Consider the following 21,857-nt stretch of genomic DNA (forward strand, 5'->3'; position numbering starts at 1 on the left):
AGCCTAATCCCGGTGCAGGCGGCCGGCCCAGGGGCCGCGGGACCTTGACCGCCCCGGCCGCCGGATAGACTTGAGGCTGCATGTCAGCCATGCCGCCGAAGCTCGTTCCGCAAAGATTGGATACCGCACCCTTGCGAGAATTCACTGCCCGCTTTGCCTCCGCCGAAGAGGTCGCCAACTGGGACGCCCACGTCACCGCGAACCCCAACGGCGGGAATCTGCTTCAATCCGAGGCCTTCGCCGAGGTCAAACAACACTTCGGCTGGAAGCCCCTCCACCTGGTCTATGAGACGGCTGACTACACCAGCTACAACCTCGTCCTGGAGAAATCCTTCCCCGTCCTCGGCAAACTCTGGTACCTCATCAAGGGACCGGACGTCGCGTCGGTGGAGGACATCCCCGGCATCGCGGCGGCCAACGCCGAATTCGTCAAACGCGCCCGGCTCGGAGTCTTCGCCATTAAGATCGAGCCCGACATCGTCCTGTCCGAGGACGGCCGCCGCGTCATCGAAGGCGCAGGCCTGGTCAAGACCCACAACCTGCAGCCCAACGACTCCACCGCGCTGCTGGACATCTCGCCGCAGGAAAACCAGCTGCTGCGCAACCTGCACTCCCGCGGCCGCAACGCCGTCCGGCGGGCCATCCGAGAGGGGGTCGAGGTCCGCAACGTGGAGCCGACCGAAGAGAACTTCCGGGCCATGTACGCGCTGATGACCACCACCGTGGAGGCAAAGTCCCAGGTCCGGGTCCGCGAATACGATTACTACCGCCAGTTCTGGACCAACTTCCTGGGGCGCGGCCAGGGCCGCCTGCTCTTTGTCTATGAAAACGGTGTGCCCTCCGTCGGCGCCTTCGTGATCAACTACGGGCGGAAGGGCACCTACAAGGACGGCGGCTCGCTGCAAAAGCGCAGCCAGTACGGGGACTCGCACCTGGTCCAGTGGACGGCCATCAACCAGCTCAAGGAACTCGGCTGCACCGAATACGACTTCTGCGGCACCCCGCCCAGCGACAAGCTCAAGGACACCTCCAACCCCTTCCACGGCCTCGGCCTGTTCAAGACCAGCTTCAGCAAGACCGTCACGGACTTCGTCGGCTGCTACGACCAAGTCCTGAGCCCGCTGAAGTACAAGGCCTGGATGGCCGCCGGGGAGCGCGTGGCGCGCCAGCTGTACACGCGGCGCACGGGCCAGCAATTCTACTAAACCGCCCGCAAGGTGAACTGAGGAGGCCGCAATGACCAAACCACCCGACGGCCGCCGCGGGCCGCAGACGGACGGCCTGCCCCGGACCGAGCCGATGTCGCCCATGCAGGTGCGCCAGAACGCCGCCGCCAAACGCATGCTCCGCAGGCTGGTCCAGGGCGAGAACCCGCCTACCGCGCCGCTGAGTATTGTCGACCGGCTGGCCGGCAGTCCCTACGCCAACCCGATGATCCAGGTCGGCGGTGTGGACACCTCCGCCCGCAAGACGATCGACTTCGCCCTCAAGCTGGCCGAATCGATGTTCCGTTACGGTGCCGGCGCCCTGGAGGTGGAGACCAGCATCATCGCCATCACTGCCGCGCTGGGGCTGAAGAACATCGAAGTGGACATCACCAACCAGTCGGTGGCCATCAACTACGCCCCACGGGACCAGACCCCCATCTCGCTGCTGCGTGTTGTGCGGTCCTGGACCAACAACTACGCCGGACTCGCCCAGGTCCACCAGCTGGTCACGGACATCGTGGCCGGGGGCGTGGGCCGCGAGGAAGCAGTGCGGCGGCTCGAGGAAATCACGCACAGCTCGAAGCCCTTCCCGCGCTGGATGGTCACTGTGGCGTTCGGCGTCTTCTCCGCGGTCTTCGTCGGTGTCCTGGGCGGTGGGCTGGCCGCCTCCGGGATCGCGTTCCTGTCCAACCTGCTGGTCAGCCTGCTGGCGCGGCAACTGGGCCGCTGGCGGACGCCGGACTTCTTCATCACGGCGTCGTGCTCCTTTGTGGTCACCCTGATCGCGCTGCTGCTGTGGCGATTCGGCAGCCCGCTGGGGATCAACATCGCCCCCGCCATCGTGGTAGTCGGCGGTATCCTGCTGCTCCTGCCCACCGGGCGCCTCGTCTCCTCGGTCCAGGATGCGATCAACGGCTTCCCGGTCACCGCGGCGGGCCGTTTCCTCTCCACCATGCTTACGTTCGGGGCGCTCGTCTCCGGGATCGCGGTCGGCTTTGTCGTCGGCGCGATGACCGGGATGGAGGCGATCGACGTCACCGAAACATTCCCGCCGAGGTATCCCTTGTGGGTGCTCGTACCGCTGGTGGCGATCGCCGTCGTCGCGATCGGCGTCACCGAACAGACGTCACTGAAGCTGCTGCTCCCGACGGCGGCCGTCGGTGTGGTCGGCCATCTGGTGCTGATCGGCGGGACAGCCGCCGGCATCGGTCCCCGGTTCGCACCCGCCCTCGCCGCCGTTGTCATCGGCCTCCTGGCCCGGGTGGTGGCGCTGCGGATGGGCGCCCCGCAGCTGGTCGTGGCCGTACCCGCCGCCTTGATCCTGCTGCCCGGACTGACTATATTCCGGTCCATGTATGTATTGACGATCGAGGAATCCGAGATCCTGGTGGGCGCCGGCGGGATGCTCAACGCCGGGGCGATCGTGCTCGGCGTTGCGGCCGGGATTGTGCTTGGCGATACGCTCGCACGGCCGCTGACCCGGAGCCTGGCCAGCAACGAACGGCGCCGGGCCCGGCGCCGCTAGCCCGGCGCCGTGGAGGAACTAGATCTTGCCGACGGGCAGTTTCTTCTCGGCCTGGAACTCGTCTTCCACCCGGCCCCTGGCCCAGTAGCCGGAGAGCGACACCTGGCCCCGTTCCAGGCCGCGCTGGGCAAAGAACACCTCGCGCAGGCCCTTCATGGAGCCGCGTTCCCCGTGCGCGAAGACGTGGACCCGGCCCTCGGGCCATTGCGCGTCGCGGACCGCCTCCACCAGCAGTCCGCTGCCGCCAGCCGGAGCGCCGCGGCGCAGCAACCAACGCAGCTCAACCCCGGCAGGGGAGTCGATCGACAGGACATCGGCGTCGCCGTCCACCTCCAGGAAGGCCAGGCCGCGGGCGTCCCTGGGGAGGGACTCGATCGCGGCGCTAATCGCCGGCAGGGCGGACTCGTCGCCGGCAAACAGATGCCAGTCGGCCGCGGGGTCGGGGTTGTAGCCCCCGCCGGGACCGGTGAACACGAGGGCGTCGCCGGCCTGGGCGGTGGCGGCCCAGGGTCCGGCCAGGCCTTCATCGCCGTGGATGACAAAGTCGATGGCGAGTTCGGCCGCGGCCGGATCCACCCAGCGCACGGTGTAGGTCCGCGTGTGCGGCCACTGCTCCCGCGGGTGGGACTCCCGGACGGCCCACAAATCCAGCGGCTCCGGATAGTCGACCCCGGGCTGCGGGAAGGCGATCTTGATGTACCGGTCCACGTAATCGTTGTTGACGTAGGCGGCGAAGCCGGGACCGCCGGCGACAATCCGGACCATGTGCGGCGAGAGCTGCTCGCGGCGCAGGACCGTGAGATTGGTCTGGGGCCGGGAGTTCCGGTTGGCGGTGGTGGCAGCGGGGACGGAAGTCATGCAGCTAAGCCTAGCCAAGAACCGCGTCAGGGCAGCGGCGGCAGTTCCCAGTCCACGGTCCCGTCACCCTGGGCGGCGAGCAGCTCGTTGGCCCGGCTGAAGGGGCGCGAGCCGAAGAAGCCGCGGGCGGCGGAAAGCGGGCTGGGATGGGCGCTGGCGATGACGGCGGCCGTGCCCAGCAGCGGCCGCACGGCCTCGGCATCCTTGCCCCAAAGGATCGCGACGAGCGGCACGGGCCCGCCGTCGTCGCCGCGCCGCTGCGCGACGGCGGTGATGGCGGCCGCCGTGACGGCTTCCCAGCCCTTGTTGCGGTGCGATCCGGCGGCTCCGGCCCGCACACTGAGGACCCGGTTGAGCAGCAGCACCCCCTGTTCCGACCAGCGGCCAAGGTCGCCGTGCACGCGCGGCGGCAGCCCCAGGTCGGCGTCGAGCTCCTTGTAGATGTTGGCGAGGCTGCGCGGAATCGGACGGGTGCCGCCCTCCGCCGCGAAGGACAGCCCGACGGCGTGGCCCGGCGTCGGATACGGGTCCTGGCCCACGATCAGCACCCGGACGCGGGCCAGCGGCTGCCGGAAAGCCCGCAGCAGGTTCGACGGTGCCGGAAGCACCTCGTGGCCGGCGGCAGCCTCGGCGGCGACGAACTCCAGGGCCGCCCGCAGCTGCCCCTCGACGGGGGCCAGCGCCGCGGCCCAGTCCGCAGCGACCAGTGCCTCCAGCGGCAGCCGCGCCAGCGCCGCGAAGTCCTCGGCCCCGCCGGCCGCGGGTTCGAGCTGGAAGAGAGCCTCGGAATCAAATGAATCAAACACGGTCCCATTCTCGCAGGACACCCGCGGCCCCGGCGGGGCCGGCCAAATGACAAGCCTGTTATTCGGCCGTAACATGTGGGGAGACTTATCCGACCGAGCCAGGGAGTGTGCAGTGGCCGAAGCAGCACGGGAGCACCTGCCCGCGGAAGACGCCGCCGCCGGGCCCGCGGCGGCCTGCGACGACTCGCCGCTGAGCAGCCGGGACCAGCAGATGCTCGCCCTGGAGCGGCAGTGGTGGAAGTACGCCGGCGCCAAGGAACAGGCCATCCGGGAGCTTTTTGACCTCTCCGCCACGCACTATTACCAGATCCTCAACGCCCTGATCGATACCGAGGCGGCGCTGGCCCACGATCCCATGCTGGTCAAGAGATTGCGTAGACTACGTACGTCACGCCAACGTGCCCGCACGGCACGCCGTTTGGGCTCGGACGCGTAAACGCGCGTAAAGTCCCGCCGGAGACGCGGTATTCCGCGGGCCTTCCGGCGCCGGACCGCCAGCCAGAAATCAGCAAGGACGTCGTTTTACCATGACCAAATACGCTCGGGATGAATTTGATCGGATCCCGGAGACCTCCACGCGCCAGGGTGTCCACCGCGCAGTCTCCGCCCCCGGCACCCGCCGCCTGGGTGCCATCCTGGCCGTCGGGGCCGCGGCTCTGGCGATCGGCCTTGTCGCGTTCCTCCTGCTGCCCAAACTGGGCTTCGGCGCCGGCGCCTCCGCCGTGACGGCGGAGCAGGCCGGCAGCAACTCGGCGGCCTCGCAGGCACCCACCACCGCCGCGGCGGGCAGCACACCGTCCGCCAGCAGCACGCCGACCGGCAGCCTCGCGCCGGCAGTCTCCAAACCGACCGCCTCGGCAACACCCTCGGCAACGCCCTCGGCGACGCCGGCCGGCGCCGTGGACAAGACGCAACCGGTGGCCATCTACAACGGGACCGCGACGGCGGGCCTGGCCGGCCGGGTCGGCTCCACGGTCACCGCTGCCGGCTGGGCCGCCGGCCCGCTCGGCAACTGGGGCGGTGCACCGCAGCAGACCTCGGTGGTCTTTTACAACGGCGCCGCCCAGAAGGCCAACGCCGAAGAACTGGGCTCGCTCCTCGGAATCGTCACCCTGGTGGATTCGGCAGAATTCCAGATGCCGCTGGTTGTGGTGCTGGGCCCCGGGTTCCAGTAAGGACCGTGGGGCAACCGGCTTCGGTTACGCCTGAATAACTATTCAGCGCGGACGCGTGCTGGTGCCAGCCCCCGTGTGAAGGGCTGTGGGTACAGTGTCTGCGGACTTCGTTTCGCATACCGCGGCGCACATCGGGGTAGGCCGTTAGCAAGCTAGCTGAAAGTGTGGAGAACATGGCACTGGGGACCGTCAAGTGGTTCAACGCCGAGAAGGGCTACGGCTTCATCACCGTCGACAGCTCCGGAGCGGACGTCTTCGTGCATTGGTCTGCGATTGCCGGGGAAGGCTACCGCGCCCTGGCCGAGGGCCAGCGGGTGGAGCTGGAAGTCGGCGAGGGCGAAAAGGGCCCGCAGGCCGAAAGCGTCCGGCCCGCCTAGTGGCTTCCTCCGCTGCGGAAGCTGACCCCACAAACATTGACCACGGGCTGAGCGCCCGGCGCGTCGGCCGCGCCGCGGCCACCGGCCTGGCCGCCGCCCTGGCGCTGGCAGCCTGCGCCGGGCCCACCGGGAACGCCCGGCTGGATCCCGCCGAAGCAAGCGGGGACGGCACGCTGCGGATCGGCCTGATCCTGGACAACACCGGCACGCAGGCCTTCCTCAATGCGCCGCAGCTGGCGGCAGCACAGCTGGCCGTCAAGGAAATCAACGCGGCGGGCGGCCACAAGGGCAAACCGGTGGAGCTGCTGCCGTCAGCCGTGGGCACGGACACCGCCGCCCAGGCCAAGGACCTGGTGGCCGCCAAAGCCGACGTCGTCATCGGACCCACCGACTCCAGCCGGGCCGCGGACGCCATCGACGTGCTCGCACGGGCCAAGGTCGCGATCATCTCCCCGGCGAACACCGCCCCCGGGCTGAGCACCTACAAGAGCGGCGGCTACTACTTCCGCACCGCCGCCGCCGACGTCGCGCAGGCGTCGGTCCTCGTCAAGCTCGCCAAGGACGGCGGTGCCAGGACCATCGCCGTCGTGCACGAGGACGACGACTACGGCAAGGACGTCTCCGTCGCCGTCTCGGCAGCCGCGAAGGCCGCGGGCCTGGGCACGGCGGTCGACGCCGGGTTCAAGGCCGGCCAGGCGCAACAAGCGGCGGCAGCCGCCAAGGCAGCCGCGCCGGACGCCGTTGTGCTGGTGGCCCGCGACGGCGCCCAGGGCGCCATCGCCGAGCTCAACAACGCCGGCCTGGCCGGAAAGAAGCTCATCCTCAGCGACGGGGCGGTCAACCAGTACGGTGCCGGCCTCGGCGCCAAGGCCCTGGATGGCGCCCGCGGAGTCCTGCCCGGGACCTTCCCGTCGGCGCACTTCCAGGCGGAACTCGTGGCCGTTGATCCCGGCCTCAAGGACATGGCCTTCGCCGCTGAAACCTATGACGCCGTCAACCTTGCCGCCGTCGCCGCCGCCGCAGCGGAGGACGACGCCGGCACCTCGATCGCCTCGAAGCTGGTCTCCGTATCCGGCGGTTCGGCGACGAACGGCGAGGCTGGCGCCCCCTCGGCCGGGGCTGCGGTGTGCACGTCCTACCGGGAATGTGTGGCCGCCCAGCGGGCCGGCAAACGCCCCGATTACGACGGTGCCTCCGGCCCGATCAACTTCGACAGCAACGGCGACGTCACTGCCGCCGCCTACATGGTCTACAGCTACGGCGCGGACAACACCGCCAGGATGACCGGCAGCGAAACCGCCCGGAGCACCGGGTCCTGATCGCTGGTAGCGAATAGCCCCGGGCAGTGGCGCGTCCATCCGCCGCCACTGCTTGCACTCTCCCCGGTGGAGTGCTAATTATTGAGTTAGCACTCCCGCGTATTGACTGCTAACACGACGCCCGGTTTCGGCCGGCTGCGACCGTGGAAGCGGGCGGTCCGGGAGCGAGAGAAATACCTGGCTGGGGTGAGATCCCCGGCCCGGCGGCATACAGAGGCTGCCGGGCAGGAATCGTCCGTCGCGGGCACCAAAGCCCAGGTTCATTCTTAACGACTGTCCCGAAAGGACTACTGCCGTTATGGCCAAGATCATTGCATTTGATGAAGAGGCACGCCGCGGTCTTGAGCGGGGCCTGAACATCCTCGCCGACGCCGTCAAGGTCACCCTCGGCCCGCGTGGACGCAACGTCGTCCTCGAAAAGAAGTGGGGCGCCCCCACGATCACCAACGATGGTGTTTCCATCGCCAAGGAGATCGAACTGGACGACCCGTACGAGAAGATCGGCGCCGAGCTGGTCAAGGAAGTTGCCAAGAAGACCGACGACGTCGCCGGCGACGGTACCACCACGGCCACCGTGCTGGCTCAGGCCCTCGTCAAGGAAGGCCTGCGCAACGTCGCGGCCGGAGCCGACCCGCTCTCGCTGAAGCGCGGCATCGAAAAGGCTGTTGACGCCGTCACCCGCGAGCTCCTGGCCTCCGCCAAGGAAATCGAGACCAAGGAAGAGATCGCGGCCACCGCATCCATCTCCGCCGGCGACAACGAAATTGGCGCCCTGATTGCCGAAGCCCTGGACAAGGTCGGCAAGGAAGGCGTCATCACCGTCGAGGAGTCGAACACCTTCGGCCTCGAGCTGGAGCTCACCGAGGGCATGCGCTTCGACAAGGGCTACATCTCGGCTTACTTCGTCACCGACGCTGAGCGCCAGGAAACGGTCCTTGAGGACCCGTACATCCTGATCGTCAACTCCAAGATCTCCAACGTCAAGGAACTGGTTGCGGTCCTCGAAAAGGTCATGCAGTCCAACAAGCCGCTGCTGATCATTGCCGAGGACATCGAGGGCGAGGCCCTGGCCACCCTGATCGTCAACAAGATCCGCGGCACCTTCAAGTCCGTCGCCGTCAAGGCTCCGGGCTTCGGCGACCGCCGTAAGGCGCAGCTGGCTGACATCGCCATCCTCACCGGCGGCCAGGTCATCTCCGAGGAAGTCGGCCTCAAGCTTGAGACCGCCGGCCTCGAGCTGCTCGGCAAGGCCCGCAAGGTTGTTGTCACCAAGGACGAGACCACCATCGTCGAAGGTGCCGGCGACGCCGACCAGATCGCAGGCCGCGTCTCCCAGATCCGTGCCGAGATCGAGAACTCCGATTCCGACTACGACCGCGAGAAGCTGCAGGAACGCCTGGCCAAGCTGGCCGGCGGCGTTGCAGTCATCAAGGCCGGTGCCGCAACCGAGGTTGAGCTCAAGGAACGCAAGCACCGCATTGAGGACGCCGTCCGCAACGCCAAGGCTGCTGTCGAAGAGGGCATCGTCGCCGGCGGCGGCGTGGCCCTGATCCAGGCCGGCGCCAAGGCGTTCGCCAACCTGCAGCTCGAAGGTGACGAGGCAACCGGCGCGAACATCGTCCGCGTAGCCATCGACGCCCCGCTGAAGCAGATCGCCTTCAACGCAGGCCTTGAGCCCGGCGTCGTGGTGGACAAGGTCCGCGGCCTGCCCGCAGGCCATGGCCTGAACGCAGCAACCGGCGAGTACGTCGACCTGCTCGCTGCCGGCATCAACGACCCGGTCAAGGTCACCCGCTCTGCCCTGCAGAACGCGGCTTCCATCGCTGGCCTGTTCCTCACCACCGAGGCCGTTGTGGCCGACAAGCCGGAGAAGAACGCTCCGGCTATGGGCGGCGGCGACGACATGGGCGGCATGGGCGGCATGGGCGGCTTCTAACCCCCGGCTTTCCAGCCCTGAACGCCCGGCCTGACGGTTTTCCGTCAGCGCAGCGCGTTCGACGACGGCGGTCCCACCTTTGGTGGGGCCGCCGTCGTCGTTAACCCGTCCCGGACGCTCCCTCAGGTGGTGTGGTGGTTGGCCGGACGCTCCCTCAGGTGGTGGGGGAGGGTTGGGGGAGTTGACGCCGATGGTGCGGTGGTTGGCCGGACGCTCCCGCAGGTGGTGCGGTGGTTGGCCGGACGCTCCCGCAGGTGGTGCGGTGGTTGGCCGGACGCTCCCTCAGGTGGTGGGAGAGGGTTGGGGGAGTTGACGCCGATGGTGCGGGAGCGTTGGGTGGCGGAGGTCTGGCAGGATAGTGCAGTGACGATTACAGCAGCGGCCGACGGTTCGGCTTTAGGAAATCCCGGCCCGGCCGGATGGGCCTGGTACGTGAACGATGACTGCTGGCGTGCCGGGGGGTGGCCGCACGGCACCAACAACCAGGGCGAGCTGATGGCGGTCCTGGACCTCTTCCGGGCCACCGCGCACCTCCCCGGCGAGGACCTGCACATCCTGTGCGATAGCCAATACGTCATCAACTCGGTGACCAAGTGGATGCCGGGCTGGAAGCGGAAGGGCTGGCGTAAGTCCGACGGAAAGCCCGTGCTCAACGTCGAGCTGCTCAAGGAAATCGACCAGGCGCTCACCGGACGCAAATACACCTTCGAGTGGGTCCGCGGGCACGCCGGCCACGACCTCAACGAGGCGGCCGATGATCGCGCCCGGGCCGCCGCCACCGCCTACCAGCAGGGCGTCGCGGCCCGGCAGGGCCCCGGGTTCGTCCGCGCCGGCGACGCTCCCGCTCAGACTCGCACCCCCGCTGGCGACGCTCCCGCCGGCGACGCTGCCGCCCCCGCGCCGCAGGGTCCGGGCGTTGAGCAAGCCGCGGCCGGGCAGGCCCGGACGGAGTCGCGGCAGCCGCTGGCTGCCCGCGCCGGGATCCGTGAGGTGCTCGCGGAACCTACCCTGTTCGGCGGATCCGGCCTGTTTGCCGAACCGGACCTCTTCAGCGAACTGGAAGAGGAATCCCGGGCGGCCACGGCCGGCCCGGACCAAAGCCCGGAGGCCATCGTTGAGTCGCTGGAGCGCGAACTGCTGCTCCCCGCAACCCGTTCGGACCTCGGACGCCTGGGTGTGCTGCTGCACCCCGACTTCACCGAGATCGGCAACTCGGGGCGCCTCTGGACCCGTGACGAGCTGATGATGGAACTGGAGGAAAATCCCGGCAGCACTGCCGAACTCGAGCTCCTGGCCGCCGACCGGGTCGGCGATACTGCGGTGCTCCTGACCTACCGCAGCCATACGCGCGCCGGGACGGTGCTGAGGAGCTCCCTGTGGGTCCTCGACGGCGCCCAGTGGCGCCTGCGTTTCCACCAGGGCACCCCGGAGGCCTAGCAGCCGCACAAGGCCGCGGCTGGCCATGCAGGGAGGCGCCGGCTAACTGAACCGCTGGGTGTTGTTCAGCTCGGCCTGGGCATAGCTGGCCGCGGCCGAGTTGAGTGCGAGGTTGATCGAGGCCAGGGAGGCCTCGACCTTGCCCTGGGTCAGCGCCCATTCGGCGAGCAGGGCCTGGAAGTTCGTGGCGGCCGAGCCGCGCCAGCTTGCCTGCAGTTCGTCCAGCCCGTGCCGCATCGCCTGCACGTCGGCGCTGATTCTTTCGACCGTGGCTTGGACGTTGGCGGACTTGAGCTGCAGCAGTTCAGTATCGACGGAAATGATGCTCACTTCGGTGGCCTTTCGACGGCTGGGGATGCCCGGACCTTCCGGACCCTTTGAGCTTAGGCGGCTGCCCGAGACGGTCGCAGTACGCAGGCCCCCTATGTGGAAAACGCTAGCGGCGCTCCGCTAGCCGCACTCCGCTAGCCGCTCGCCGAAAAACGCTAGCCGCGCGCCTGGCCGCCTGGTTCGGCTCCGGACCCCACGCCGGAGTCAGCTCCGGACTCCACGTCGGAACCGGGGCCGGGACGCGGGCCGGGGTCAGCAGCTGCATCGGTGCCGTGCTCGGGGCCGGCCAACTCGGCCTCCGGGGGCTCAGCGTCCGCCAGGAACGGGAGGCTGACCACCAAGGTGGCGCCGCCGCCCTCGGTCGGCTCGACCCGGACTGTGCCCGAGTGTGAACCGACGATGGCGGCCACGATCGCCAGGCCCAGGCCGCTGCCGCCGGTTTCCCGGGTCCGGGAGGTGTCCGCCCGGTAGAAGCGTTCAAAGATCCGGGCCGCCTCGTCCTCGGAGACGCCGGGGCCGTGGTCGCGGACCTCGATGACCGAGCGGCGTGTCCCGTCGGCATCGGTCCGCACCCCCACGGCAATTTCGATCGGGGTGCCCTCCGGGGTATAGCGCAGGGCATTGCCCACAAGGTTGCTGACCACCTGGCGCAGCTTCGCCTCGTCGCCCATCACCGGGGCGGCGGCGCCGGCGCCGCCGTCGAGGCCGCGGAGCGAGATCACCCGGCTGCGGTCGCTGGCCTGGGTGTCCACCACGGCGTCGTGGGCCAGCAGCAGCAGATCCACGGGCTTTTGCTGCAAGGGGCGCTGTTCATCGATCCGGGCCAGCAGCAGCAGGTCCTCCACCATGGCGCCCATCCGCTTGGCTTCGCTCTCGATCCGTCCCATCGCGGTGGCCACGTCCTCGGGTGTGGCCAGGGCGCCGTGCCGGTACAGCTCCGAGAAACCGCGGATGGTGACCAGCGGGGTGCGCAGCTCGTGGGAGGCGTCGGCGGCGAAGCGGCGCATCCTGGCTTCCGACGCCATCCGGGCGGCGAAGGCCGACTCGATGTGCGCCAGCATGGCGTTGAGGGACCGGCTGAGCCGGCCGACCTCCGTGTCGGGATTTTCGACTTCCACGCGGCGGGACAGGTCCCCGGCAGCAATCGCGGCCGCGGTCTTCTCCACCCGCCCCAGTGGGCGGAAGGACCGCGTGACAGTCCAGGTGGCGATGAAAAAGGCCAGCACCAGGGTCAGCAGCCCGACGCCGACGACCACCAGGACCGCGTGCTCCATCACCGAATCCACCGGGTAGAGCGGCAGACCGATCACGACGACGGCGGCGTGCTGGTTGCCGTCCAGCACGGTGACGGCCACCACCCGCCAGTTGCGGCCATCGGTGCCGCGGACCTGGAACGGCACCTCGCCGCGGTCGTGGGCCTCCTGCGGCGTGATGCTGGTGATGGCTGGGCGCGAGCCCTTGCTGCCGCCGAAGACGTAGGACGGCTGGCCCGGGCTGAAGAGCATCAGCGAATAGTCGGTGGGGACGTTCGGATTCTGGTCCTGCAACTGGCTGAAGGACTGCTGCTGGCGGGCCGTGTCGACGGCGGCCTTGAGCTTGTCATCGACCTGGCCCTGCAGGTAGCTGTGCAGCAGGGCAAGCGTGCCGGCGCCGGTGGCAGTGAGCGCTACGAGCATCAGGGCCATCATGATGGCGACCAGCTGCGACCGCAGCGACGCCGCCCTCCAACGGTGCAGCAAGGTCAGCGCTTCTCAGCCGTCCGCAGCACGTAGCCGACGCCCCGTTTGGTCTGGATCAGGGCCGGTGCCGCGGGGTCGATGTCCACCTTGCGCCGCAGGTAGGAGATGTAGGACTCCACGATCGAGGCGTCCCCGTTGAAGTCGTACTCCCAGACGTGGTCAAGGATCTGGGCCTTGGACAGCACCCGGTTGGGGTTGAGCATGAGGTAGCGCAGCAGCTTGAACTCGGTGGGGGACAGCTCGATCACGGTGCCGCCGCGGCGGACCTCGTGCGCGTCGTCGTCGAGCTCCAGGTCGTCGACACGGATGACGGCGTCGTCGTCCTGAAGCGGCTGGGTCCGGCGCAGCACGGCGCGGATGCGCGCCACCACCTCGTCGAGGCTGAAGGGTTTGGTGACGTAGTCGTCGCCGCCGACGGTGAGGCCGGTGACCTTGTCCTCGGTGTCGTCCTTGGCGGTCAGGAACAGCACCGGGAAGTGCTTGCCCGCGGCGCGCAGCCGGCGGGTGACCGTAAATCCGTCCATGTCCGGCAGCATCACGTCCAGGACGGCGAGGTCCGGGGAGTGGAGTTCTGCGGCGGCGAGGGCATCGCGGCCGGTGCCGGCGGAAACAACTTCGAACCCGGCGAAGCGCAGCGAGGTGGAGAGCAGCTCGCGGATGTTGGGTTCGTCATCGACGACGAGCAGCTTGGCTTCGGGACCGTTCTTTTTCATGGTTCCCATGATGCTCCCAGACTCTGTGAGTTTTCTGAAAGCCGGATGTGTGTTGAGTGGGCGCCCGCTAGTGGCCGGCGCCGACGTCCTTCGCGTCCATGATCCGGTAGGCGTAGCCCTGCTCAGCCAGGAAGCGCTGGCGCTTTGCGGCGAAGTCCTGGTCCAGGGTGTCCCGGGCCACCAGGGAGTAGAAGCGTGCGGCGCGGCCGTCCTGCTTGGGTCGGAGCAGCCGCCCCAGCCGCTGGGCTTCCTCCTGGCGAGAGCCGAAGGAGCCGGAGACCTGGATCGCCACCGAGGCCTCCGGCAGGTCGATTGAGAAGTTGGCGACCTTGGACACCACCAGGGTCTGCACCTCGCCGGCGCGGAACGCGTCGAAGAGCCGCTGGCGCTCGTTCACCGAGGTGTCGCCCTTGATCACCGGCGCCTGGAGGCGCTCGCCGATCTCGTCCAGCTGGTCGATGTACTGCCCGATCACGAGCAGCTGCTCGCCGGCGTGCTCGGCCACGAGCCGCTCCACGATCCCGGTCTTAGTCTCCGAGGTGGCGCAGAGCCGGTACTTGTCCGCGTCCTCGGCCATGGCATAGGCCACCCGTTCGTCGCGGGGGAGGTCCACCCGGACCTCCACGCAGTCCGCGGGCGCGATGTAGCCCTGCGCCTCGATGTCCTTCCAGGGGGCGTCGTAGCGCTTGGGCCCGATCAGGCTGAAGACCTCGCCCTCGCGGCCGTCCTCGCGGACCAGGGTGGCGGTCAGGCCCAGCCGGCGGCGGGCCTGCAGGTCCGCGGTCATCCGGAAGATCGGTGCCGGCAGCAGGTGGACCTCGTCGTAGATGATGAGGCCCCAGTCATTGCCGTCCACCAGTTCCAGGTGCGGGTAGAGCCCGCCGCGCTTGGTGGTGAGCACCTGGTAGGTGGCGATCGTGACGGGGCGGACTTCCTTGACGGAGCCGGAGTATTCACCGATCTCCTCCTCGGTCAGGGAGGTCCGCTTGAGCAGCTCGTCCTTCCATTGCCGGGCGGAGACGGTGTTGGTGACCAGGATCAGAGTGGTGGTGGAACTCGTGGCCATCGCGGCGGCACCCACCAGCGTCTTGCCGGCACCGCAGGGGAGCACGACGACGCCGCTGCCGCCGGCCCAGAAGTTCTCCATCGCCAGCTGCTGGTAGGGCCGGAGTTTCCAGCCGGATTCGTTGAGCATGATGGGGTGCGGCGTGCCGTCCACGTAGCCGGCGAAGTCCTCCGCGGGCCATCCGATTTTGAGCAGCAGCTGCTTGAGCTGGCCGCGCTGGGAGGAATGCACCACCACGGTGTCGGCGTCGATCCGCGGCCCCAGCAGGGGAGCGATCTTCTTGGCGCGGCTGACTTCCTCAAGGACCGGATAGTCGGAGGTGCGCATCACCAGGCCGTGCTGCGGGTCCTTCTCGAGGCGCAGCCGGCCATAGCGGGACATGGTCTCTTCGATGTCGACCAGCAGCGAATGCGGCACCGGGAACCGGGAGTACTTGAGCAGGGTGTCGAGCACCTTCTCGGCGTCGAGCCCTGCGGCCCGGGCGTTCCACAGTCCCAGCGGCGTGAGGCGGTAGCTGTGGACGTGTTCCGGGGCGCGTTCCAGCTCCGCGAACGCCGCGATCGCGTGGCGCGCCTCGGTGGCCTGCTCGTGGTCCACTTCCAGCAGGATGGTCTTGTCACTCTGGACGATCAGCGGTCCGTCATTCACTGGAGCAGTTCCTCTGTGGCTTCAACATCAATGATCCGGTGGATGGACAGGACCCGCTCGGTTTCCTTGGCCGGATCAAACACACGCACACGCCCGCCATTCACTGCTACCGGAACAACGGTTTCGCGGGTGGCATTCCCCAGGCTGTCCACGACGTTCATCACCACCCGCTGCTTGAGCCGGATCGCCTTCTGCAGGGTCTCCAGGCCCAGCTGTGTCGCGGCCTCGCCGCCTGGCGCCCCGGCGGCGCCGCGGCTTCCCGGCGCAGCGGCGCCGGAGGAAGCCCCGCCGTCGCGCAGCACCGCGAGCTGGGCGTCGACGTCGGCGTCCGCGGGAGCGGAGCGCGGGGCCGTGTAGACCGGCCGGACGCTGCCCGGTACCGCGGTGCTGCGGCGCAGCCGGACGCCCGCGGACCCGGGTTCCTCCACCGCGGGGGACAGGCCCAGGCTGCGCAGCAGCTGCGCCGCATCCCGGGGCGCGGCATGCGAGATCAGCACGGTCGGCGCGATCCGGACCAGGCCCAGGCCGGAGGCTGCCGCGGTGTTGAGCAGCTCCAGCAGGGCGGTTTCGTCCTCGCTGTGGATAAAGCTCGCGGCCGGTCCCACCCGGAGCCGGGCGTGGCGCGCGGCGGTGTCTTCGATGAGGTACTGCAGGGGCTGCGGCACGGCGGTAGCTGAGTGCTCGCGCAGGAAGTCCAGCAGCGCACCGGCGTCCTGTCCGGCGTCGAGGGCGCGCCGGACCGAGGACACGGAGAAACGGTAGATGGTGGCCGGGCCCTGGCCCTCGGCGTCGGCCATGGTCAGGAGCCTCACGCTTAGCTCCGGGTCCAGGTAGCCGGGGGCGACGGCGGTCAGGTCCGCCTGGAGCAGCACGTGGTTGAGCGCCGCGGGCAGGTGCTCGCCGAGGATGGCCAGCGCTTCGTCGGGGTGTTCGACGGCGATCGCCGCGCCAATCTGGCTCAGGGCGCCGGAACCCACCAGGCCCAGCATTTCGGCCTCCGCGAGGACCCCCTGGATCAGCGAACTGAAGCGGCGCGCCATCCGCGGCTGCGACCAGTCGGCCCGCTCCAGCACGGCGGCGGCGTCCAGCACCGGCGCTTCGCCGTCCGCCGCGGCGGCCTCCAGGGTGAGTTCGTTGAGGATTTCCAGGATCCGCTTCCGGACCACCGGCGCGTCCGGCCGCTGCGCCTCCGCGGAGAGGGCGTTGATGGTGCTGCCGGCCGGACCGCGGTGGGCCTGCGCGGTGGCGACGCCGCTGACCGGCTGGCCGACCAGGGACGGGACCCGCTCGCTGGCGAGCCAGGCGTTGACCAGCCAGAGCCACTGCTCCTGGCGGGGCAGCGTCAGCCATTCCAGCTGCGGTGCCTGCACCCAGGCGGAGCTGTCCACGTCCAGGCGCAGCAGCCCGGAGAGGGCGCACAGTTCGGCCAGCACGCCGGCCTCGTGCAGCCCGATCCGCAGGGCGTCGGCCAGGCGCTTCATTTCCCGGACCCCCACACCGCCGCTGCGCAGCGTGACAAGGGGTTGTTCGCGTACCGCGTTGAGCAGCTCACCGGCCAGCCGCAGCGTTTCGGCGATGGCGCCGAGCGCGGCATTGCGGCGTAGCGCTGCAGTGGTCAGCCGCAGCCGCGGCGGCGGAGGGTTGAGGGCGAAGTGCTCGATCACAAAGCCGCCGCGGAGCGCAACCCCCACGCTGTGCGGCAGTTCCACGTGGGCGGCGTCCAGCGGCACCAGCAGCCCGCGGGCCAGCAGCCAGTCGACCGGCCCGACGTCGGAGCCCTCGTTCAGCACCGACGCGCGGCGCTGCGCCTGGGGCACGGCACCCATGGCCCAGTTGCCGAACCGGGCGAGCAGCGCCGTCGTGCGTTCCGGCGCGGTGGCAAGGAGGGCCTGGAGGGCCTCCGGCGACGCGGTCCAGTGCTGCAGCGACAGCGCCGCCTCCATCGGGGTGGTGGCGGGGGCGATGTCGGCGCCGCTGTGGTGCAGTTCTCCGACCAGCTGCACCACGCGCTGCGCGAAGGCGGGCTGGAGCCGGACGAGCTCGGTGTAGCTTCGCCCCAGCCCTGCAGGGTAAATGCCGATGACGTCCTTGAGGCTGCCGACCGGGAGGTAGTAGCGCTGCCTGCCCGCCGCCGGGGCCACGCCGTGCGGCGGCTCGGCCCGGTGCACCAGGGCCAGTTCCTGCAAGGAATGCAGAACCCGTTCCAGCGCGGTGACCGTGGAACCGTTGATCAGCCGCTTGAGTGTTGCGGCGGACGCGCTGTGTCCGGTGTCCGTGTTGGTGCACAGATGCAGGGTTTCGAGGACCTGCATTTCGGGGCGGTTCAGCCGTTCCAGCGCCCGCTGCACGCTGACCCGGGCACTGGCCCGGGCGGCGAGGGCGGAGAAGTCCGGCACCGCGGGGGAAATCAAGTCCGGCCGCGCGGCGAACAGGGCCCGCAACGAGTCGTCGCTGCGTGCCTGCAGTTCCTTGCTGAGCGCGCGGATAAGGGACATCAGTCCAACGTTACCTTTCGCCGTGGCCGGGCGCCCGGCGCCGGGCTGCGACGGCATCGATTACCAGGGCGAGCATCAGCAGGAACGCCACCGGCAGCCCGTACAGCGCGGTGGACGTCACCCACGCCGGGGCAACGGCGTTGTTGAAGGCCATGACCATGACGGCTCCGACGGCAGCCAGCGAGAGCGCGGCGACGGCGGCCGCAAGAATCAAGAGGGGCCGCCGGAAGCGCTGTTCAGTCATGGAGGCAACGCTAACAGCCCGGCTTCGCCTGCGCCTCAAGCCGTCAAAGTGGCCAAGGCAGGATAACCTTGGAGGAACAGACCAACACGGTCCAGGCAGTCACACCCTGAACCCGCATAACCATGCGGATGCGGTGGCCGCCGGCCGCGTCCCCCAGAACGAAGAAGGTTGATTACGTGCCCACCGGCAAGGTCAAGTGGTATGACAAGGAAAAAGGCTTCGGATTCCTCGCAGGCGAGGACGGCCAGGAGGTCTTCCTGCCGAAGTCGGCGCTGCCCGAGGGCGTAACGGAACTCAAGGCCGGAACCCGGGTGGAGTTCGGTGTGGCCGACGGCCGCAAGGGAGCCCAGGCACTGGGCCTGCGGGTCCTGGACAAGACCCCGTCGATCGCGAAAGCCAAGCGTCCGAGCGCAAAGGATCTCGCGCCGCTGGTCCAGGACCTCGTCAGCGTGCTGGACAACCTCTCCGGAACGCTGTCCGCCGGGAAGTACCCGGAAGGCAACAAGGCCAAGGCGATCGCTGTCGCGCTTCGTAAGGTCGCCGATGAGCTGGACGCGTAAGGCTCTGCGATGACTCCGGAACCTGAACAGAACGCCGCCGCGGCGGCCGGTGCGGCCACCAAGGCCGCCGGCGCCAAAGCAGGATCCAAGCCGCGCTACGGCGTGCCCGTCTGGCGCATCGGCAAGCCCGACGCCTTCCTGGCAGCCTCGGTCGACGTCGCCCGTGCCGCTGTGGAGGGCATCGCCCCGGCGGAACAGATCGGCCGGCACCTGGCTGCCAAGAGCGAGGGCGACCGCCTGGTCACGCACCTTTTCGAGTCCAAGCTGCCCGGCTACGGCGGCTGGCAGTGGTATGCGGTGCTGACGCGCAACTCGCGTTCCAAGACCGTGACGGTGGATGAGCTGGGCCTGCTGCCTTCAGACGATTCCATCCTGGCCCCGGAGTGGGTTCCGTGGGCGGAGCGCGTGCGTCCGGAGGACGCGCAGCAGGAGGACGCCGCCGAAGCCCCCGCCGCCGAAGCGTCGCCGGAAGAGCCCTCTGCCGACGCTGACGCCGACCCCGACGACGCTGACGCCGACAACGACGACGCTGCCGGACCCGCTGCCGGCGATGCCGGTACCGAGCCGGGGCAGGCCGCGTCCGCCGCCGAGGCCGACTAGCGGTTTGGAACTGTTCGGGGGAATGCGACGGAGGGCAAGGACATGAGGTCCACCTTCAAATCGCTGCACATCCTGAACTACCGGATCTGGTTCATCGGCGCCCTCGTCTCCAATATCGGGACCTGGATGCAGCGCACCGCGCAGGACTGGCTGGTCTTTGACCACCTGACTGCGCAGGACGCCGGAGCCATGGGCGTGACGATGGCCCTGCAGCTGGGTCCGCAGCTTTTCCTTGCCCCCGTCGCCGGCCTGGTCGCCGACCGCTTCAACCGCAAACAGCTGCTGGTCCTGACGCAGTCCGCCATGGCGCTGCTGAGCGCGGCCCTCGGCCTACTGGTGCTGTCCGGGGCCGCGCAGCTCTGGCACGTCTACGTCTTCGCCCTGTTGCTGGGCGTGGTGTCCGCACTCGATGCGCCCGTTCGCCAGACCTTCGTCTCCGAACTGGTGCGCGACGACTACCTGCCCAACGCCGTCGCCCTCAACAGCGCCTCGTTCAACGTGGCGCGGATGATCGGGCCCGCGGTCGCCGGGATGCTCACCGTGGCCATCGGCCCCGGCTGGGTCTTCCTGGTCAACACCGTTACCTTCCTGGCGCTGCTGCTGAGCCTGGCCAAAATCCCCGCCGCCTCGCTCCGGCAGCTGCCGCGGGCTGCGGCCGGGAAGGGCAGGATCCGGGAGGGCCTGCGCTACGTGCGCTACCGCCCCGACATCGTGGTGGTGCTGGTGGCCGTGTCCATTGTGGGCACCCTCGGACTGAACTTTGTCCTCTTCATCGCCGCCATGGTCGGCACCGAATTCGGCCTGGATGCCGGTGCCTTCGGCCTGATGAACTCGATCATGGCGATCGGTTCCGTTGCCGGCGCGCTGCTTTCCGCCGGGCGGGGCCGGCCACGGATGCGTGTGATCTTCGGCGCGGCCGGCGCCTTTGGCCTGACCTCGGGGCTCGCTGCGCTGGCGCCGAACTACTTCTGGTTCGGCGTCGCGCTGGTGCCGGTCGGGCTCTTCGCGATCACCATGATGACCAGCGCCAACGGCTACGTCCAGACCACTACCGACCCGGTGATGCGCGGCCGGGTGATGGCCCTGTACATGGCGATCTTCATGGGCGGCACCCCCATCGGCGCGCCGCTGGTCGGCTGGGTGGCAAACGTAGCCGGCGCTCGCTGGTCCATGGGCGTCGCGGCGGCGGCCGGCGTGATCGCGGCCCTGATCGGTATGGTCTGGATCGTCCGCGCGCAACAGCTGCGGATCGGCTTCAACCGCCGGGCACGGGGCCTGCGTTACTTCCGGGTCGTCCCCGGCAATTCCCTCCCGGCGGAAGACCCGGCGGAAAACCCGAAGGAAAACCCGAACGGCGTCGTCCGGGAAAAGAACCCGGACGACGCCGTTGACCGCTGAGGCGTCCTTGGCAGGGGACGGCCCCCGCGCTACTTCTTGAGCTCGCCGACGACGAAGTCGATGCACCCGAGCAGTGCGGAGACGTCGTCGGGCTCTATCGCCACGAAGGTGGCGATGCGCAGCTGGTTCCGGCCCAGCTTGCGGTACGGCTCGGTGTCCACCACGCCGTTGGCGCGCAGCACCTTGGCGATGGCCGCGGCATCGATCGAATCGTCAAAGTCGATCGTGGCAATCACGTTGGACCTGTCCTCGGCCCTGGCCACGAAGGGCGTGGCATAGGAGGAGGCCTCGGCCCAGCGGTAGATACGGCCGGCCGAGTCGGCGGTCCGCGCGGCGGCGAAGTCGAGGCCGCCGTTGGCGTTGAGCCACTGCACCTGCGCGTCCAGCGTCACCAGGGTGGCCAGCGCCGGTGTGTTGTAGGTCTGGTTCAGCCGCGAGTTGTCAATCGCGGTCTGCAGGTCCAGGAAGTCCGGGATCCAGCGGCCGCTGGCTTTGATCCGGGCGGCGCGCTCCAGGGCTGCCGGGGAGAACAGCCCCAACCACAGGCCGCCGTCGGACGCGAAGTTCTTCTGCGGGGCAAAGTAGTAGACATCGGACTCGGCGACGTCCACGTCCAGGCCGCCGGCCGCGGAGGTGGCGTCCACGAGGACAAGGGACCCTGCGTCGGCACCGGGCACGCGCTTCACCGGCGCGGCGACCCCGGTGGAGGTCTCATTCTGCGGCCAGGCGTAGGCATCGACGCCGGCCTCGGCCTGCGCTTCGGGGCGGGTGCCGGGCTCGGACTTGATGATCGAGGATTCGGCGAGGAACGGCGCCTTGTTGGTGGCCGAGGCGAACTTCGAACCGAACTCGCCGAAGGACAGGTGCTGCGCCTTGTTCTCCACCAGGCCGAAGCTGGCGATGTCCCAGAAGGCCGTGGAGCCGCCGACGCCGAGGATGACCTCGTAGCCTTCGGGAGCGCGGAAGAAGTCGCCCAGGCCGGTCCGGACCGACCCCACGAGGTTCTTCACCGGCGCCTGGCGGTGCGAGGTGCCGAGCAGCTTCGCCGACGCCGCGGACAGGGCCTCCATCTGCTCCGGCCGTACCTTTGACGGTCCGGCGCCAAACCGGCCGTCCTTGGGAAGGAGGTTCGCAGGGATGGTGATGCTGGTGTCGCTCACAGTGGCTCCAATTTTCGGCTGGGTGCGTGGCGTGGCTTGGACGGGTCCCCCGCCGGATACGGCCGGACCCGCTCTATATTCTGCCCGACGGCCACGGCCGGGCGGGAAATCCGTCCGTCATAGTCCGGTCATTGAGGCGGACGATGCCGGGGCGGACACGCGGCCGGTCCCGGCCCCGGGGCGGGTCCGCGGAGGGGCCGACAGATTATCCGGAGTAATTCAAAATAGGCTAGGCTGTTCGGTGACGTACGGTGGATCTCGCC

The 21,857-nt window shown here is 69.1% G+C and carries 20 protein-coding genes; 11 read left to right on the plus strand and 9 right to left on the minus strand.

Going from position 1 to position 21,857, the window contains the following annotated elements:
* The first annotated feature begins 131 nt into the window (after positions 1-131).
* The gene (locus ACUYM2_RS03650; protein ID WP_481598840.1) at positions 132-1,205 is read left to right on the plus strand and encodes a lipid II:glycine glycyltransferase FemX; all 1,074 of its coding nucleotides are present in this window, start codon (positions 132-134) and stop codon (positions 1,203-1,205) included.
* Between the two features lie 31 nt (positions 1,206-1,236).
* Positions 1,237-2,733, plus strand: a complete 1,497-nt coding sequence (locus ACUYM2_RS03655; RefSeq protein WP_481598841.1) for a threonine/serine exporter family protein — start codon at positions 1,237-1,239, stop codon at positions 2,731-2,733.
* An 18-nt stretch (positions 2,734-2,751) separates the two neighbouring features.
* On the opposite strand, the gene ACUYM2_RS03660 is transcribed toward ACUYM2_RS03655, so the two are convergent.
* Both ACUYM2_RS03660 and ACUYM2_RS03665 read right to left on the minus strand, forming a co-directional pair.
* Positions 2,752-3,591 carry a siderophore-interacting protein gene (locus tag ACUYM2_RS03660; RefSeq protein ID WP_481598842.1) on the minus strand — a complete coding sequence of 280 codons (840 nt, stop codon included), beginning with the start codon at positions 3,589-3,591 and terminating at the stop codon, positions 2,752-2,754.
* 26 nt (positions 3,592-3,617) lie between these two features.
* Positions 3,618-4,397: a uracil-DNA glycosylase gene (locus tag ACUYM2_RS03665; protein ID WP_481598843.1), complete on the minus strand. Its 780-nt coding sequence runs from the start codon at positions 4,395-4,397 to the stop codon at positions 3,618-3,620.
* 112 nt (positions 4,398-4,509) lie between these two features.
* On the opposite strand from ACUYM2_RS03665, the gene ACUYM2_RS03670 reads away from it, so the two are divergent.
* The 6 genes from ACUYM2_RS03670 (at position 4,510) to ACUYM2_RS03695 (ending at position 10,641) form a co-directional block, all read left to right on the plus strand.
* Entirely contained in the window at positions 4,510-4,833 is a 324-nt protein-coding gene (locus ACUYM2_RS03670) for a DUF3263 domain-containing protein (protein ID WP_481598844.1), read from the plus strand.
* 91 nt (positions 4,834-4,924) lie between these two features.
* Complete coding sequence (locus tag ACUYM2_RS03675; RefSeq protein WP_481598845.1) at positions 4,925-5,572, plus strand: LytR C-terminal domain-containing protein; 648 nt, start codon at positions 4,925-4,927, stop codon at positions 5,570-5,572.
* Positions 5,573-5,745: 173 nt separating this feature from the next.
* On the plus strand, positions 5,746-5,949 hold the full coding sequence (locus ACUYM2_RS03680) for a cold-shock protein (RefSeq protein ID WP_175322015.1): 204 nt from the start codon (positions 5,746-5,748) through the stop codon (positions 5,947-5,949).
* A 47-nt stretch (positions 5,950-5,996) separates the two neighbouring features.
* Positions 5,997-7,268, plus strand: coding sequence for an ABC transporter substrate-binding protein (locus tag ACUYM2_RS03685; RefSeq protein WP_481601393.1), 1,272 nt, complete (start codon positions 5,997-5,999; stop codon positions 7,266-7,268).
* Positions 7,269-7,566: 298 nt separating this feature from the next.
* Positions 7,567-9,204, plus strand: a complete 1,638-nt coding sequence (gene groL, locus ACUYM2_RS03690; protein ID WP_346960625.1) for a chaperonin GroEL — start codon at positions 7,567-7,569, stop codon at positions 9,202-9,204.
* A 363-nt stretch (positions 9,205-9,567) separates the two neighbouring features.
* On the plus strand, positions 9,568-10,641 hold the full coding sequence (locus tag ACUYM2_RS03695) for an RNase H family protein (protein ID WP_481598846.1): 1,074 nt from the start codon (positions 9,568-9,570) through the stop codon (positions 10,639-10,641).
* Positions 10,642-10,683: 42 nt separating this feature from the next.
* Here ACUYM2_RS03695 and ACUYM2_RS03700 read toward each other — a convergent pair whose 3' ends face one another.
* The 6 genes from ACUYM2_RS03700 to ACUYM2_RS03725 form a co-directional block, all read right to left on the minus strand.
* The gene (locus tag ACUYM2_RS03700) at positions 10,684-10,971 is read right to left on the minus strand and encodes a WXG100 family type VII secretion target (protein ID WP_481598847.1); all 288 of its coding nucleotides are present in this window, start codon (positions 10,969-10,971) and stop codon (positions 10,684-10,686) included.
* Between the two features lie 155 nt (positions 10,972-11,126).
* The gene (locus tag ACUYM2_RS03705) at positions 11,127-12,710 is read right to left on the minus strand and encodes a sensor histidine kinase (RefSeq protein WP_481598848.1); all 1,584 of its coding nucleotides are present in this window, start codon (positions 12,708-12,710) and stop codon (positions 11,127-11,129) included.
* A 2-nt stretch (positions 12,711-12,712) separates the two neighbouring features.
* Positions 12,713-13,423, minus strand: a complete 711-nt coding sequence (locus ACUYM2_RS03710) for a response regulator transcription factor (RefSeq protein ID WP_175322020.1) — start codon at positions 13,421-13,423, stop codon at positions 12,713-12,715.
* 67 nt (positions 13,424-13,490) lie between these two features.
* Positions 13,491-15,137 (minus strand): DNA repair helicase XPB, encoded by a 1,647-nt coding sequence (locus tag ACUYM2_RS03715; RefSeq protein WP_481598849.1) that lies wholly within the window; start codon positions 15,135-15,137, stop codon positions 13,491-13,493.
* The gene (locus tag ACUYM2_RS03720; protein ID WP_481598850.1) at positions 15,134-17,632 is read right to left on the minus strand and encodes a helicase-associated domain-containing protein; all 2,499 of its coding nucleotides are present in this window, start codon (positions 17,630-17,632) and stop codon (positions 15,134-15,136) included. The genes ACUYM2_RS03715 and ACUYM2_RS03720 overlap by 4 nt, the downstream gene beginning before the upstream one ends.
* Positions 17,633-17,642: 10 nt before the next feature.
* Entirely contained in the window at positions 17,643-17,876 is a 234-nt protein-coding gene (locus ACUYM2_RS03725) for a hypothetical protein (protein ID WP_481598851.1), read from the minus strand.
* Positions 17,877-18,052: 176 nt separating this feature from the next.
* Between ACUYM2_RS03725 and ACUYM2_RS03730 the strand changes: the two genes are divergently transcribed.
* Genes ACUYM2_RS03730 through ACUYM2_RS03740 form a run of 3 tightly spaced genes read left to right on the plus strand, consistent with a single transcriptional unit; the run spans position 18,053 to position 20,434 of the window.
* Entirely contained in the window at positions 18,053-18,436 is a 384-nt protein-coding gene (locus ACUYM2_RS03730) for a cold shock domain-containing protein (RefSeq protein WP_175322024.1), read from the plus strand.
* 9 nt (positions 18,437-18,445) lie between these two features.
* Entirely contained in the window at positions 18,446-19,036 is a 591-nt protein-coding gene (locus ACUYM2_RS03735) for a DUF3027 domain-containing protein (RefSeq protein ID WP_481598852.1), read from the plus strand.
* Positions 19,037-19,078: 42 nt separating this feature from the next.
* Positions 19,079-20,434 carry an MFS transporter gene (locus ACUYM2_RS03740; protein ID WP_481598853.1) on the plus strand — a complete coding sequence of 452 codons (1,356 nt, stop codon included), beginning with the start codon at positions 19,079-19,081 and terminating at the stop codon, positions 20,432-20,434.
* Between the two features lie 29 nt (positions 20,435-20,463).
* Here ACUYM2_RS03740 and serC read toward each other — a convergent pair whose 3' ends face one another.
* A complete protein-coding gene (gene serC, locus ACUYM2_RS03745) occupies positions 20,464-21,594 on the minus strand; it encodes a phosphoserine transaminase (RefSeq protein ID WP_481598854.1) in 1,131 nt (376 codons plus the stop codon).
* Positions 21,595-21,857 lie beyond the last annotated feature (263 nt).

It is taken from the genome of Arthrobacter sp. SD1074B, from assembly GCF_056780195.1.

Coding starts and splice junctions, on each gene's coding strand:
- ACUYM2_RS03655 (WP_481598841.1), top strand. CDS start 1,237: ATGACCAAACCACCCGACGGCCGCCGCGGGCCGCAGACGGACGGCCTG.
- ACUYM2_RS03660 (WP_481598842.1), bottom strand. CDS start 3,591: ATGACTTCCGTCCCCGCTGCCACCACCGCCAACCGGAACTCCCGGCCC.
- ACUYM2_RS03675 (WP_481598845.1), top strand. CDS start 4,925: ATGACCAAATACGCTCGGGATGAATTTGATCGGATCCCGGAGACCTCC.
- ACUYM2_RS03680 (WP_175322015.1), top strand. CDS start 5,746: ATGGCACTGGGGACCGTCAAGTGGTTCAACGCCGAGAAGGGCTACGGC.
- groL (WP_346960625.1), top strand. CDS start 7,567: ATGGCCAAGATCATTGCATTTGATGAAGAGGCACGCCGCGGTCTTGAG.
- ACUYM2_RS03710 (WP_175322020.1), bottom strand. CDS start 13,423: ATGAAAAAGAACGGTCCCGAAGCCAAGCTGCTCGTCGTCGATGACGAA.
- ACUYM2_RS03720 (WP_481598850.1), bottom strand. CDS start 17,632: ATGTCCCTTATCCGCGCGCTCAGCAAGGAACTGCAGGCACGCAGCGAC.
- ACUYM2_RS03725 (WP_481598851.1), bottom strand. CDS start 17,876: ATGACTGAACAGCGCTTCCGGCGGCCCCTCTTGATTCTTGCGGCCGCC.
- ACUYM2_RS03735 (WP_481598852.1), top strand. CDS start 18,446: ATGACTCCGGAACCTGAACAGAACGCCGCCGCGGCGGCCGGTGCGGCC.
- ACUYM2_RS03740 (WP_481598853.1), top strand. CDS start 19,079: ATGAGGTCCACCTTCAAATCGCTGCACATCCTGAACTACCGGATCTGG.